The sequence below is a fragment of the Mycobacterium sp. SMC-4 genome (assembly GCF_050205565.1).
Taxonomy (GTDB): domain Bacteria; phylum Actinomycetota; class Actinomycetes; order Mycobacteriales; family Mycobacteriaceae; genus Mycobacterium.
In genome coordinates, this window is record NZ_JBNMQU010000004.1 from 142,575 (window position 1) to 155,727 (window position 13,153).

Below are 13,153 nucleotides of genomic sequence, written 5' to 3' on the forward strand. Positions count from 1 at the left end.
ACAACTGAATGGAGACTTCGATGACGCAGTCGCACAACAACTCGGCGACGGTCACCACCGGCGTATTCGACCAGGAGCGCGCCGAAGCCGCGGTCCGCGAACTGCTGATTGCGGTCGGCGAGAATCCCGACCGGGAAGGCCTGGTGGACACCCCGGCCCGCGTGGCCCGCGCCTATCGCGAGATCTTCGCCGGGCTCTACACCGATCCCGACGACGTCCTCAAGACGATGTTCGACGAGCAGCACGACGAACTCGTCCTGGTCAAGGACATCCCGATGTACTCCACGTGTGAGCACCACCTGGTCTCATTCCACGGCGTCGCGCACGTCGGCTACATCCCCGGGGAGGACGGCCGCGTCACCGGCCTGTCCAAGCTGGCCCGCGTCGTCGACCTGTACGCCAAGCGGCCGCAGGTGCAGGAGCGGCTCACCGCTCAGGTCGCCGACGCGCTGATGCGCCGCCTCGACCCGCGCGGGGTCATCGTCGTCATCGAAGCCGAACATCTGTGCATGGCGATGCGCGGTATCCGCAAGCCCGGCGCGGTCACCACCACCTCGGCCGTGCGCGGACAGTTCAAGACCGACAAGGCATCTCGCGCCGAAGCTCTGGAACTGATCCTGCGCAAGTGAGCCTCGCTGACATGCCGCCGTCTGCCGCCGCCAGCGTGGCCGTGATGGGCGTCGTCAACGTCACCGACGACTCGTTCTCCGACGGCGGACTGTTCCTCGACCGGGACCGCGCCATCGCCCACGGGGTGGCGCTGGTGTCCCAGGGCGCGGTGATCGTCGACGTGGGCGGTGAGTCCACCCGGCCCGGCGCTGTCCGGATCGACCCCGAGGTGGAGACCGCGCGCGTGCTGCCGGTCGTCAAAGAGCTTGCGCAACAGTCGATCACCGTCAGCATCGACACCATGCACGCCAAGGTCGCCGAGGCTGCCGTCCGCAACGGCGCCGCCATCGTCAACGACGTGTCCGGCGGCCGCGCCGACCCCGACATGGTGCGGGTGGTCGCCGACGCCGGGGTGCCCTGGGTGCTGATGCACTGGCGGTCCGTCGACCAGGACCGGCCGCACACCGTGCCCGACTACCGCGACGTCGTCGCCGAAGTGCGCGACGAACTGATGGCCGGAGTGGACGCCGCGGTGCGCGCCGGAGTGGACCCGGCCAAGCTGATCATCGATCCCGGGCTGGGTTTCGCCAAGACCGCACAACACAATTGGGCACTGCTGGCCGCGCTGCCCGAGTTCGTCGCCACCGGGATCCCCGTGCTGGTCGGGGCGTCGCGCAAGCGATTCCTGGGCACCCTGCTCGCCGGACCCGACGGCACCCCCCGGCCCCCGGACGGCCGCGAGACCGCCACCGCGGCCATCTCGGCGCTGGCGGGATGGCACGGAGCGTGGGGTGTGCGGGTGCACGACGTGCGGGCTTCCGTCGACGCGCTGGCCGTGGCGGCGGCCTGGCAGAACGCGGGGAGGCCGCATGACTGACCGGATCGAGCTGCGCGGGTTACGGGTGCGCGGCTTCCACGGCGTCTTCGACCACGAACGCCGCGACGGCCAGGACTTCGTCGTCGACATCACGGTGTGGGCGGACCTGTCGGCCGCTGCCGACAGCGACGACCTCGCCGACACCCTGGACTACGGCGCGCTGGCCCAGCAGGCCGCCGCCGTGGTCGCCGGACCGCCGCGGCAACTGATCGAGACCGTGTCCGCCGAGATCGCCGACGGCGTGATGACCGACGAGCGCGTGCACGCCGTCGAGGTCACGGTGCACAAGCCGTCGGCGCCCATCCCGCTGGACTTCGCCGACGTGGCGGTGGTGGCCCGCCGCGAACGAGGAGCGCCATGACCTCCACGGTGCTCTCGATCGGGTCGAACCTCGGCGACCGCCTGGCCCACCTGCAGTCCGTCGTCGACGCCCTCGGCGACACGCTGCGCGCGGTATCCCCGGTCTACGAGACCGACGCGTGGGGCGGCGTCGAGCAGGGACCGTTCCTCAACGCCGTCGTGCTGGCCGAGGACCCGTCCCGCGACGCGCACGGCTGGCTGCGGTTGGCGCACGAGATCGAGGACGCGGCGCAGCGGACCCGCACCCAGCACTGGGGGCCGCGCACCCTCGACGTCGACGTCGTGCAGGTCCGCGCCGACGGCGTCGAGGTCACCGTCTCCGACGACGTGCTGACCCTGCCGCACCCCTACGCTCATCAGCGCGCGTTCGTGCTGGTGCCGTGGCTGGCGGTCGAGCCCGACGCGACGCTGACCCACGCCGGCTCACACGCCGACGTCGCCGCGCTGCTCGCGGCGCTCGACGCGGCCGAACGCGCCGGGGTGCGGCGCACCGACCTGACCTTGGTGGTGCGCTGATGGGTCTGACCCGGGTGCGCGACCTGGCCGTCGCCATCGCAGCGGTGGGCGTCCTGAGCTACCTGCTGATCCGCGTCGTCTACCGCTGGTTCCCGCCGATCACGCTGTGGACCGGGATGTCGTTGCTCGGGGTCGCCGTGGCCGTTGCCGGCTGGGGCTTCTATGTCCGTGCCCGCATCCGCGACGGCGACATCGGCGTCGGAGTCGACCGGCTGCATCCGCTGGCGGTGGCCCGATCGGTGGTGATCGCCAAGGCGTCGGCCTGGATGGGCAGCATGGTGCTCGGATGGTGGCTGGGCGTGGCGATCTACCTGGTGCCGCGCCGCAGTGAGCTGCGGGTGGCCGCGCAGGATTCACCCGGCGTCGTGGTGGCCGCGCTGTGCGCGTTGGCGCTGGTGATCGCTGCGTTGTGGCTGCAGCATTGCTGCAAGTCACCCGACGACGCATCGGCCGACGCCGACGCCGCGCACAGTTGATCAGGTGCCGGTGGAATCGCCGTGACGGTCGACACGCCAGGCGACCAGTGACAGGTACAGTCGGCCCATGATCGATCCGACCCGCGGCGCCCGGCTTCGGCGCAGCGGTCGAAGGCCGGGTTGGATCTTGATGACGGTGTTGCTGGTGCTGGCCATCGCGGCCAGCTCCGCACTCGTGTTCACCAATCGCGTCGAGCTGCTCAAACTCGCCGTGATCCTCGCGCTGTGGGCCGCTGTGGTCGCGGCGTTCGTGTCGGTCATCTACCGACGCCAGTCCGACAGCGACCAGGCCAAGGTGCGCGACCTCAAGCTCGTCTACGACCTGCAGCTGGAACGCGAGATCTCCGCCCGCCGCGAATACGAGCTGACCGTCGAGTCCCATCTGCGGCGCGAACTCGCCGCCGAGCTGCGCGAGCAGTCCGCCGACGAGGTCGCGGCGCTGCGTGCCGAGCTGGCCGCACTGCGCGCCAACCTCGAGTACCTGTTCGACACCGATCTGTCGCACCGCCACGCCATCGAGAACGAGCGCGCCGGACAGCCCGCGCTGGGGGAGTGGACGCCGAGCGCCGATACCGCGGGCCGGGTCAGCAGCAGCCGCGTCGACACCGCCGAGAGCCCTCCCGACCTCGATCCCGCCGCCCCCGACACCGTCGAGAGCCCGATCATCGACGTGCCTGCCGTCCCGCACCCGCCGGAGGAGGAACCGGCCGGAGGCACGCACCGACGCGACGGCGACGAACCACCCCGCCGGCGCCGCTACCGGGACGAGACAGCCCCCGAGCCGCAGTGGACGCCCCCGACCCCGCCGCAACCACAGGCGCCCGAGGCGCACATGCCGTGGCTGCCGCCGACCCCGCCTCCGCAACCGGCGCCGCAGCACTGGGCCCCGCCACCGGAGCCGCCGCAGACCGAGTACGTCGGCCGCCGCCGCCGTGAAGAGCAGACCGAACCCGTCGGCAGGCACTACGCGGCACCGGAACCGGAGCCCGAACCGCAGCCGGAGCCACCCCAACCCGACGAGGACGACGGCGGTGGAGCGCACACCGGCGGCCAGTCGGTGGCCGAACTGCTCGCCCGGCTGCAGGCCTCACCGGCGCCGGGCGGGCGTCGAAGGCGCCGCGAGGAGTGAGTTAGGCTCTGCACCGACCGTCCGGTACCCGTTGTCCGGGACCGGAACGAACGATGAGAATCTGCGAGGTCGTCTGCGATGGTGCAGCCCCCCGCCGGTGGCCATGACGGGCTACGTCCCGCCCGCCTCACGATCGGCCTGATCTCCGCCGGCCGCGTCGGCACCGCCCTCGGCGCGGCGCTCGAACGTTCCGACCACGTCGTCGCCGCGTGCAGCGCGGTCTCGGCCGAGTCGCGGCGGCGCGCGCAGCGCTGGCTGCCCGACAGTGCGGTGCTGCCCGTCGACGAAGTGCCGGCCCGCGCCGAGCTGCTGCTGCTGGCGGTGCCCGACGCCGAACTACCCGCGCTCGTCAGCGGTTTGGCAGCGACCGGGGTGGTGCGGCCCAATACGATCGTCGCCCACACGTCCGGCGCGAACGGCGTCGCGGTGCTCGCACCGCTGACCGAACAGGGCTGCCTGCCGCTGGCCATCCACCCCGCGATGACGTTCGCCGGCACCGACGAAGACGTCGACCGGCTGCGCGGCACCTGCTTCGGAATCACCGCCGCCGACGAGATCGGTTATGCCATCGCGCAATCGTTGGTCCTCGAGATCGGCGGCGAGCCGTTCCGGGTCCGCGAGGACGCCCGGACGCTCTACCACGCCGCGCTGGCGCATTCGGCCAACCATCTCGTCACCGTCGTCCTCGACGCGGTCGAGGCGTTGCGCGCGGCGCTGTGGGGCCAGGAGCTGTTGGGACAGCAGATCATCGACGACAACCCCGGCGGCGTTGCGGAGCGGATCGTCGGCCCGCTGGCGCGTGCGGCCCTGGACAACGCGCTGCAACGAGGGCAGGCGGCGCTGACCGGACCGGTGGCGCGCGGCGACGCCGCCGCGGTGGCTCGGCATCTGCAGGCCCTGACCGAAGTGGATCCCGATGTGGCGCAGGCCTATCGGGCCAATGCCCGGCGGACCGCCCAGCGGGCGGGCGCACCGAAGGACGTGTTCGACGCACTCGCGGAAGCAGGACAGTGATGATCCCCGGCAAGACACCGAAATTCGTGCCCGGCCAGCTCAACGTGTACTCCCGGCCCGCCGATGTGTCCGCGGTGACGCGCGCGCTGCGCACCAGTGGCCGCCGCGTCGTCCTGGTGCCGACCATGGGCGCGCTGCACGACGGCCACCTGAGCCTGATCCGGGCCGCCAAACGGGTCCCGGGCGCGGTGGTGGTGGTGTCGATCTTCGTCAACCCGTTGCAGTTCGGCGCGGGCGAGGATCTCGATGCCTACCCGCGCACGCTCGACGACGACCTGACCGCGCTGCGCGAGGCGGGCGTGCAGATCGCGTTCACCCCGACCGAGGACGACATGTACCCGGGCGGCAAACGCACCAGCGTGCTGCCCGGGTCGCTCGCCGACGAGCTCGAAGGAGCGGTTCGCCCAACGCATTTCGGGGGCGTGCTGACCGTGGTGCTCAAGCTGTTCAACGTGGTGCGGCCCGACCGCGCCTACTTCGGGGAGAAGGACTACCAGCAGCTGACGCTGATCCGGCAGATGGTCGCCGACCTCGATCTGGGCATCCAGGTGGTCGGCGTGCCGACGGTGCGCGAAGCCGACGGGCTGGCGATGTCGTCGCGCAACCGCTACCTCGACGCCGACCAGCGCGAGCAGGCCGGTGCACTGTCGGCGGCGTTGCTGGCCGGGATGTACGCCGCCGGCGGCGGAGTGGCCGCAGCGCTGGATGCCGCGCGCGCCGTGCTCGAGGAAGTGCCCGCGCTCGAGGTCGAGTACCTGGAGGTGCGGGACCCGATGCTGGGGCCCGCACCGGAACGCGGCGCCGCCCGGATGCTCATTGCGGCGCGCCTGGGCCGGACCCGGCTGCTGGACAACGTCGCCATCGACATCGGCGCCAGCGCCGGTATCGACGGCCACCCCGGGAGCGCCACCGACCAGATGCCTTGGAGGAATTGATGTTTCGCACCATGCTGAAGTCGAAGATCCACCGTGCCACGGTCACGCAGGCCGACCTGCACTACGTGGGATCGGTGACCGTCGACGCCGACCTGATGGACGCCGCCGACCTCATCGAAGGTGAACAGGTGACCATCGTCGACATCGACAACGGGGCCCGCCTGGTGACCTACGTGATCACCGGTGAACGCGGCAGCGGTGTCATCGGGATCAACGGTGCCGCAGCACATCTGGTCCATCCCGGGGACCTGGTCATCCTGATCGCGTACGCGACGATGGACGACGCGCAGGCGCGGACCTACCGGCCGAAGGTGGTGTTCGTCGACGCCGCCAACCGACCGGTCGACCTGGGCGACGATCCCGCCGCCGTCCCGCCGGACGCCTCCGGGCTGCTGGCGCCGAGGTGATGGCGTGCTGCTTGCGATAGACGTCCGCAACACCCACACCGTCGTCGGATTGATCTCCGGCGCCGGGCAGCACGCGAAAGTGGTGCACCACTGGCGCATTCGTACCGAGCCGGAGGTGACGGCCGACGAGCTGGCCCTGACCATCGACGGCCTGATCGGTGACGACTCCGAGCGGCTCACCGGCGCGTCCGGGCTGTCCACGGTGCCGTCGGTGCTGCACGAAGTGCGGGTGATGCTCGAGCAGTACTGGCCGGCGGTTCCGCACGTGCTCATCGAACCGGGCGTGCGCACCGGGATCCCGCTGCTGGTGGACAACCCGAAAGAGGTCGGCGCCGACCGGATCGTGAACTGCCTTGCCGCCTACCAGAAGTACGGTTCGGCAGCCATCGTCGTCGATTTCGGCTCCTCGATCTGCGTCGACGTCGTCTCGGCCAAGGGTGAGTTCCTCGGCGGCGCCATCGCGCCCGGTGTGCAGGTGTCCTCCGACGCGGCGGCAGCGCGGTCGGCTGCGCTGCGGCGGGTCGAGCTGACCAGGCCGCGTTCGGTGATCGGCAAGAACACCGTCGAGTGCATGCAGGCCGGCGCGGTGTTCGGTTTCGCCGGCCTGGTCGACGGACTGGTCAGCCGCGTGCGCAGCGACGTCGACGGCTTCGGCGGGGACAACGTCGCGGTGGTGGCGACCGGGCACAGCGCCCCGCTGGTGCTGCCCGACCTGCGCACCGTCGAGCACTACGACCGCCATCTGACCCTGGACGGGCTGCGGCTGGTGTTCGAACGCAACCAGCGGGCCAAGGCCACGCGACGGCCCTAGAAGAACGTTCGGACCAGACCGACCAGCCGGCCGTCGGCGTCCAGTTCGCAGATCACCCGCCACTTGTCGAACACCGTGCACGGGTGCGAGATCCCGAACCTCGACCACTGGCCCACCTCGACGTGCTCGTTGTCGGCCAACCGCAGGTAGGCGTGCTGGTCGTTGAGCTTGACCACCGCGCTGCCCGGCAGGTCCAGCGGGACCGGCAGATCCTGGTCGAATGCCACATCGCGGCGGCCCATCGTCACGATCGCCCGCCCCGGCTCGGGGCAGGACACCGCCTGCGCGTGCACCGTCAGCGCCGGACGCAGGACCGCGTGCAGCGGTGACGTGCGGGCATACAGGCCATGGTCGTGCGTCAGATAGCAGCCGCTGCGCAGCACACTGCGCACGGTCAGCGTGCTCGGCCAGTCGCCGAGCATCTCGGCGACCGTGTCGAAGTATGTGCTGCCGCCGGCGGTGACCAGCACCTGGTCGGTTTCGAACAACGGCGCCAGCCGCACCGCCGCCGCCCGCACCTGGTCGAGATGGGTCCGCACCACCGCCAGCGCGTCGCCGTCACGGCCGTGCCCGAGCGCGGCCTCGTAGCCGGCCACCCCGACCAGCCGCAGCCGGGGCGACGACGACGCCGCGCGGGCCACGTCGTCGATGTCGCCGTCGGTGCGGCACCCGGTCCGCCCACCCGGCAGACCGACCTCCACGCACACGTCCACCGGTCGCTGCGCAGGCGCCAGTGCCGCGGTCATCAGCTCGACACCGCGCACCGAGTCCACCCAGCACACCACCCGCAGCGCCGGGTCGGCGTCCAACTCGGCGCCCAGCCAGGCCAGACCCGCCGGGTCGACCAGCTCGTTGGCCAGGATCAATCGGCGCACCCCGAAGGCGCGGTAGGTCGCGGCCTGGCCGATGGTGGCCACGGTGATCGCGCACGCGCCGACCTCGAGCTGACGCGCCGCCAGCTGGGGCGACATGTGGGTCTTGCCGTGCGGTGCCAGTTCGACGCCGCGCTCGGTGCACCACTGCGCCATCGCGGCCAGATTGTGCGCCAGCGCGTCGGCGTCCAGCACACACACCGGACCGAACACCCCGTCGTCGAACAGGCGCGGCCCGGCCGCGACCAGTTCCGCGGGCGCGCGTCCCCACCACTGCGGCGGCACCCCCTTGAGGCCCGTCTCGAGCGGTCTTCGGTCGAGCGCGCGCAGCGTCGACCGGTCGATCAGCGCGTTGCCGGAGTCGGTCACGTGTTCATTTAAGCTGGCACGTCGTGACCTCCTCTGATTCCCACTCCGACCCGCGCGAGGACATCCCGGAGCAGTTCCGTATCCGGCAGGCCAAGCGTGAGCGCCTGCTCGACGAGGGACGCGACCCGTATCCGGTCGAGGTCGCCCGCACCCACACCCTGGCCGAGCTGCGCGCCGCGTACCCGGACCTGGAGGCCGACACCAAGACCGGACAGCGGGTCGGGGTCGCCGGCCGGGTCATCTTCGCCCGCAACTCCGGCAAGCTGTGCTTTGCCACCCTGCAGGAAGGCGACGGCACGCAGCTGCAGGCCATGATCAGCCTCGATGCGGCCGGGCAGGAGGCGCTGGACGCCTGGAAGACCGACGTCGACCTGGGCGACATCGTGTTCGTCGCGGGCGAGGTGATCAGTTCGCGGCGCGGCGAGCTGTCGGTGCTCGCCGACTCCTGGCAGATGGCGTCGAAGTCGCTGCGGCCGCTGCCGGTGGCACACAAGGAGATGAGCGAGGAGTCCCGCGTCCGGCAGCGCTACGTCGACCTGATCGTGCGTCCGGAAGCTCGCACGGTGGCCCGCCAGCGAATCGCGGTGGTCCGCGCGGTGCGTTCGGCACTCGAGCGGCGCGGCTTCCTCGAAGTCGAGACCCCCATGCTGCAGACGCTGGCCGGTGGCGCGGCGGCGCGGCCGTTCGTGACGCACTCCAACGCCCTGGACGCCGACCTGTATCTGCGCATCGCGCCCGAACTGTTCCTCAAGCGCTGCGTCGTCGGTGGGTTCGACCGGGTTTTCGAGTTGAATCGGGTGTTTCGAAACGAAGGCGCCGATTCCACCCATTCCCCGGAATTCGTGATGCTCGAGACATATCAGGCCTACGGCACCTACGACGATTCCGCGATCGTCACGCGCGAACTTATTCAGGAAGTCGCCGACGAGGCGATCGGTACGCGACAGGTGCCTTTGCCCGACGGGACGATCTATGATCTCGACGGCGAATGGGACTCCATTGAAATGTATCCGTCATTGTCGGCGGCCCTCGGTGAAGAGATCACACCGCAGACCACCGCCGAGCATCTCTGGCAGATCGCCGACCGCCTCGGTGTCGAGATTCCGCGCGACCGGGGTTTTGGGCACGGCAAATTGGTCGAAGAACTGTGGGAGTACACGGTCGGTGACAAACTGTGGGCGCCGACCTTCGTGCGTGATTTCCCCGTCGAGACCACGCCCCTGACCCGTTCGCACCGCAGCGTCGACGGGGTCACCGAGAAGTGGGATCTCTATGTGCGCCACATCGAATTGGCCACGGGGTACTCGGAGTTGATCGACCCGGTGATCCAGCGGGAGCGGTTCGAGGCCCAGGCCCGTGCAGCCGCGGCCGGCGATGACGAGGCAATGGCGCTCGACGAGGATTTCCTGGCCGCCCTCGAATACGGTATGCCGCCCACAACAGGCACCGGAATGGGCATCGACCGGTTGTTGATGGCGTTGACGGGACTGTCGATTAGAGACACAGTTTTGTTCCCCATTGTTCGCCGACACGGCAACTGAACCGCCACGATTCACGCGTTGTTGAATGGGCCCTGTATTTGTGGCACATTGGTGCAGGGCGTGGGGCCGATAGCGTAGAAGGGCTGTGGGGCAATGGCGAAGAAAGTCACCGTCACTCTGGTTGACGATTTCGACGGTGAAGGTGCCGCTGACGAGACGGTCGAATTCGGTCTCGACGGCGTCAGTTACGAGATCGATCTCTCCGCCAAAAACGCCCAGAAGTTACGCAACGATTTGAAGCAATGGGTCGAGGCCGGGCGCCGCGTCGGCGGCCGTCGCCGCGGTCGTGCGGTGGGCACCGGCCGGGGCCGGGCGGCCATCGATCGCGAGCAGAGCGCCGCGATCCGCGAGTGGGCCCGCCGCAACGGGCACAACGTGTCGACGCGCGGACGCATCCCGGCCGACGTCATCGACGCCTTCCACGCGGCTACCTAGACCGCGTTCGCTACCGGCGAAGCATATCCGGCCGCGCGGGGAAACGAATTCCCGAGCTTCCGCGTTGGTCCTGACAGCGCTGGGTAAGAGCCCAGATGTCACAACTCTGTCGTCCCGACAACGGACCGGCAGGCGGGGCGCCCGGTGCTGCCGCCCATTAGAGTGGACGGCAGGTGCGAAGCGCTCTCGAGGTGCTGCACTACCTATGCGATGGAGAGCAGGTAACCACGGATGTTCGAAAGATTCACCGACCGTGCGCGTCGGGTTGTCGTCCTGGCTCAAGAAGAGGCCCGGATGCTCAACCACAACTACATCGGCACCGAGCACATCCTGCTGGGCCTCATCCACGAGGGTGAAGGCGTGGCCGCCAAGTCACTCGAGTCGCTGGGCATCTCCCTGGAGGGCGTGCGCAGCCAGGTCGAGGAGATCATCGGCCAGGGCCAGCAGGCGCCGTCCGGACACATCCCCTTCACGCCGCGTGCGAAGAAGGTGCTGGAGCTGTCCCTGCGCGAGGCCTTGCAGCTCGGCCACAACTACATCGGCACCGAGCACATCCTGCTCGGCCTGATCCGCGAGGGCGAAGGCGTCGCGGCCCAGGTGCTCGTGAAGCTGGGCGCGGAGCTGACGCGGGTGCGCCAGCAGGTCATCCAGCTGCTGTCCGGCTATCAGGGCAAGGAGACCGCGGAGGCCGGCACCGGTGGCCGCGGCGGCGAGGCGGGCAACCCGTCGACGTCGCTGGTCCTCGACCAGTTCGGCCGCAACCTGACCGCAGCCGCGATGGAAGGCAAGCTCGACCCGGTCATCGGCCGCGAGAAGGAAATCGAGCGGGTCATGCAGGTGCTGAGCCGCCGCACCAAGAACAACCCGGTGCTGATCGGCGAGCCCGGCGTCGGCAAGACCGCCGTCGTGGAGGGCCTGGCGCAGGCGATCGTGGCCGGCGAGGTGCCCGAGACGCTCAAGGACAAGCAGCTCTACACCCTCGACCTGGGTTCGCTGGTCGCGGGCAGCCGCTACCGCGGTGACTTCGAGGAACGCCTCAAGAAGGTGCTCAAGGAGATCAACACCCGCGGCGACATCATCCTGTTCATCGACGAGCTGCACACGCTGGTCGGTGCGGGTGCCGCCGAGGGCGCGATCGACGCCGCGAGCATCCTGAAACCGAAGCTCGCTCGTGGTGAACTCCAAACGATCGGTGCCACCACGCTCGACGAGTACCGCAAGTACATCGAGAAGGACGCCGCCCTGGAGCGCCGCTTCCAGCCCGTCCAGGTGGGTGAGCCGAGCGTCGAGCACACCATCGAGATCCTCAAGGGTCTGCGCGACCGCTACGAGGCCCATCACCGCGTGTCGATCACCGACAGCGCGATGGTGGCCGCCGCGACGCTGGCCGACCGTTACATCAACGACCGCTTCCTGCCGGACAAGGCGATCGACCTGATCGACGAGGCCGGAGCCCGGATGCGGATCCGCCGGATGACGGCTCCGCCGGACCTGCGCGAGTTCGACGAGAAGATCGCCGACGCGCGTCGGGAGAAGGAATCCGCGATCGACGCGCAGGACTTCGAGAAGGCTGCGGCGCTGCGCGACAAGGAGAAGCAGCTGGTCGCCCAGCGCGCCGAGCGCGAGAAGCAGTGGCGCTCCGGTGATCTGGACGTGGTCGCCGAGGTCGACGACGAGCAGATCGCCGAGGTGCTGGGCAACTGGACCGGCATCCCGGTGTTCAAGCTGACCGAGGAGGAGACCACTCGGCTGCTGCGCATGGAGGAGGAGCTGCACAAGCGGATCATCGGCCAGGAGGACGCCGTCAAGGCCGTCTCCAAGGCCATTCGCCGCACCCGTGCCGGCCTGAAGGACCCGAAGCGCCCGTCCGGCTCGTTCATCTTCGCCGGCCCGTCCGGTGTCGGTAAGACCGAGCTGTCCAAGGCGCTGGCGAACTTCCTGTTCGGTGAGGACGACGCGCTCATCCAGATCGACATGGGCGAGTTCCACGACCGCTTCACCGCGTCGCGGCTGTTCGGTGCCCCTCCGGGCTACGTCGGCTACGAAGAGGGCGGCCAGCTCACCGAGAAGGTGCGCCGCAAGCCGTTCAGCGTGGTGCTGTTCGACGAGATCGAGAAGGCGCACCAGGAGATCTACAACAGCCTGCTGCAGGTGCTCGAGGACGGTCGCCTGACCGACGGTCAGGGTCGCACGGTCGACTTCAAGAACACCGTGCTGATCTTCACCTCGAACCTCGGTACCAGCGACATCAGCAAGGCAGTCGGGCTGGGCTTCTCCCAGGGCGGCAGCGAGAACAACTACGAGCGGATGAAGCAGAAGGTTCACGACGAACTGAAGAAGCACTTCCGTCCGGAGTTCCTCAACCGCATCGACGACATCATCGTGTTCCACCAGCTGACTCAGGACGAGATCATCAAGATGGTGGACCTGATGATCGGCCGGGTCGCCAACCAGCTCAAGGCCAAGGACATGGCCATCGAGCTGACCGATCAGGCCAAGGCCCTGCTGGCCAAGCGCGGCTTCGATCCGGTGCTCGGTGCGCGGCCGCTGCGTCGCACCATCCAGCGCGAGATCGAGGACCAGCTGTCGGAGAAGATCCTGTTCGAGGAGATCGGACCCGGCCAGCTGATCACGGTCGACGTCGAAGGCTGGGACGGCGAGAGTGCGGGCGAGGACGCCAAGTTCACGTTCGCGGGCAGCCGTAAGCCTGCGGCCGGCGCCGAGCCGGATCTGGCGCAGGCCGGCGCAGCCGGTGCGCCCAGCGCGGCAGAGTAACCAAGGCACGTCCCAACGGGCGGTCAC

The 13,153-nt window shown here is 69.5% G+C and carries 14 protein-coding genes; 13 read left to right on the forward strand and 1 reads right to left on the reverse strand.

Annotated elements, in window-relative coordinates; all coding sequences use genetic code 11:
• Window positions 1-20 precede the first annotated feature (20 nt).
• The 10 genes from folE (at window position 21) to ACQI46_RS09470 (ending at window position 7,134) form a co-directional block, all read left to right on the forward strand.
• Window positions 21-629, forward strand: a complete 609-nt coding sequence (gene folE / locus ACQI46_RS09425; RefSeq protein ID WP_427093716.1) for a GTP cyclohydrolase I FolE — start codon at window positions 21-23, stop codon at window positions 627-629.
• Between the two features lie 11 nt (window positions 630-640).
• Window positions 641-1,486, forward strand: coding sequence for a dihydropteroate synthase (folP, locus tag ACQI46_RS09430; protein WP_427093924.1), 846 nt, complete (start codon window positions 641-643; stop codon window positions 1,484-1,486).
• Window positions 1,479-1,847, forward strand: coding sequence for a dihydroneopterin aldolase (gene folB / locus ACQI46_RS09435; RefSeq protein WP_427093717.1), 369 nt, complete (start codon window positions 1,479-1,481; stop codon window positions 1,845-1,847). The genes folP and folB overlap by 8 nt, the downstream gene beginning before the upstream one ends.
• The gene (gene folK / locus ACQI46_RS09440; RefSeq protein WP_427093718.1) at window positions 1,844-2,362 is read left to right on the forward strand and encodes a 2-amino-4-hydroxy-6-hydroxymethyldihydropteridine diphosphokinase; all 519 of its coding nucleotides are present in this window, start codon (window positions 1,844-1,846) and stop codon (window positions 2,360-2,362) included. The genes folB and folK overlap by 4 nt, the downstream gene beginning before the upstream one ends.
• A complete protein-coding gene (locus ACQI46_RS09445; RefSeq protein ID WP_427093719.1) occupies window positions 2,362-2,838 on the forward strand; it encodes a DUF3180 domain-containing protein in 477 nt (158 codons plus the stop codon). The genes folK and ACQI46_RS09445 overlap by 1 nt, the downstream gene beginning before the upstream one ends.
• Before the next feature lie 67 nt (window positions 2,839-2,905).
• On the forward strand, window positions 2,906-3,967 hold the full coding sequence (locus tag ACQI46_RS09450) for a DUF6779 domain-containing protein (protein WP_427093720.1): 1,062 nt from the start codon (window positions 2,906-2,908) through the stop codon (window positions 3,965-3,967).
• Between the two features lie 78 nt (window positions 3,968-4,045).
• Window positions 4,046-4,981, forward strand: a complete 936-nt coding sequence (locus ACQI46_RS09455) for a Rossmann-like and DUF2520 domain-containing protein (RefSeq protein WP_427093721.1) — start codon at window positions 4,046-4,048, stop codon at window positions 4,979-4,981.
• Entirely contained in the window at window positions 4,981-5,916 is a 936-nt protein-coding gene (gene panC, locus ACQI46_RS09460) for a pantoate--beta-alanine ligase (protein ID WP_427093722.1), read from the forward strand. Before ACQI46_RS09455 ends, panC begins: the two co-directional genes overlap by 1 nt.
• Complete coding sequence (gene panD, locus ACQI46_RS09465) at window positions 5,916-6,323, forward strand: aspartate 1-decarboxylase (RefSeq protein ID WP_427093723.1); 408 nt, start codon at window positions 5,916-5,918, stop codon at window positions 6,321-6,323. The genes panC and panD overlap by 1 nt, the downstream gene beginning before the upstream one ends.
• A 4-nt stretch (window positions 6,324-6,327) precedes the next feature.
• A complete protein-coding gene (locus ACQI46_RS09470; RefSeq protein ID WP_427093724.1) occupies window positions 6,328-7,134 on the forward strand; it encodes a type III pantothenate kinase in 807 nt (268 codons plus the stop codon).
• On the opposite strand, the gene ACQI46_RS09475 is transcribed toward ACQI46_RS09470, so the two are convergent.
• On the reverse strand, window positions 7,131-8,375 hold the full coding sequence (locus ACQI46_RS09475) for an alanine racemase (protein WP_427093725.1): 1,245 nt from the start codon (window positions 8,373-8,375) through the stop codon (window positions 7,131-7,133). The two genes, ACQI46_RS09470 and ACQI46_RS09475, sit on opposite strands and share 4 nt — an antisense overlap.
• Window positions 8,376-8,398: 23 nt before the next feature.
• On the opposite strand from ACQI46_RS09475, the gene lysS reads away from it, so the two are divergent.
• The 3 genes from lysS (at window position 8,399) to clpC1 (ending at window position 13,126) form a co-directional block, all read left to right on the forward strand.
• Window positions 8,399-9,916, forward strand: coding sequence for a lysine--tRNA ligase (gene lysS / locus ACQI46_RS09480; protein WP_427093726.1), 1,518 nt, complete (start codon window positions 8,399-8,401; stop codon window positions 9,914-9,916).
• Between the two features lie 93 nt (window positions 9,917-10,009).
• On the forward strand, window positions 10,010-10,351 hold the full coding sequence (gene lsr2, locus ACQI46_RS09485; protein ID WP_427093727.1) for a histone-like nucleoid-structuring protein Lsr2: 342 nt from the start codon (window positions 10,010-10,012) through the stop codon (window positions 10,349-10,351).
• A gap of 231 nt (window positions 10,352-10,582) precedes the next feature.
• Entirely contained in the window at window positions 10,583-13,126 is a 2,544-nt protein-coding gene (gene clpC1 / locus ACQI46_RS09490; RefSeq protein WP_427093728.1) for an ATP-dependent protease ATP-binding subunit ClpC, read from the forward strand.
• Window positions 13,127-13,153 lie beyond the last annotated feature (27 nt).

Excerpts from the sequence above, each read along its gene's own strand:
- folE (WP_427093716.1), top strand. The coding sequence starts at position 21 with ATGACGCAGTCGCACAACAACTCGGCGACGGTCACCACCGGCGTATTC.
- folP (WP_427093924.1), top strand. The coding sequence starts at position 641 with ATGCCGCCGTCTGCCGCCGCCAGCGTGGCCGTGATGGGCGTCGTCAAC.
- folB (WP_427093717.1), top strand. The coding sequence starts at position 1,479 with ATGACTGACCGGATCGAGCTGCGCGGGTTACGGGTGCGCGGCTTCCAC.
- folK (WP_427093718.1), top strand. The coding sequence starts at position 1,844 with ATGACCTCCACGGTGCTCTCGATCGGGTCGAACCTCGGCGACCGCCTG.
- ACQI46_RS09445 (WP_427093719.1), top strand. The coding sequence starts at position 2,362 with ATGGGTCTGACCCGGGTGCGCGACCTGGCCGTCGCCATCGCAGCGGTG.
- ACQI46_RS09450 (WP_427093720.1), top strand. The coding sequence starts at position 2,906 with ATGATCGATCCGACCCGCGGCGCCCGGCTTCGGCGCAGCGGTCGAAGG.
- ACQI46_RS09455 (WP_427093721.1), top strand. The coding sequence starts at position 4,046 with ATGGTGCAGCCCCCCGCCGGTGGCCATGACGGGCTACGTCCCGCCCGC.
- panC (WP_427093722.1), top strand. The coding sequence starts at position 4,981 with ATGATCCCCGGCAAGACACCGAAATTCGTGCCCGGCCAGCTCAACGTG.
- panD (WP_427093723.1), top strand. The coding sequence starts at position 5,916 with ATGTTTCGCACCATGCTGAAGTCGAAGATCCACCGTGCCACGGTCACG.
- lsr2 (WP_427093727.1), top strand. The coding sequence starts at position 10,010 with ATGGCGAAGAAAGTCACCGTCACTCTGGTTGACGATTTCGACGGTGAA.
- clpC1 (WP_427093728.1), top strand. The coding sequence starts at position 10,583 with ATGTTCGAAAGATTCACCGACCGTGCGCGTCGGGTTGTCGTCCTGGCT.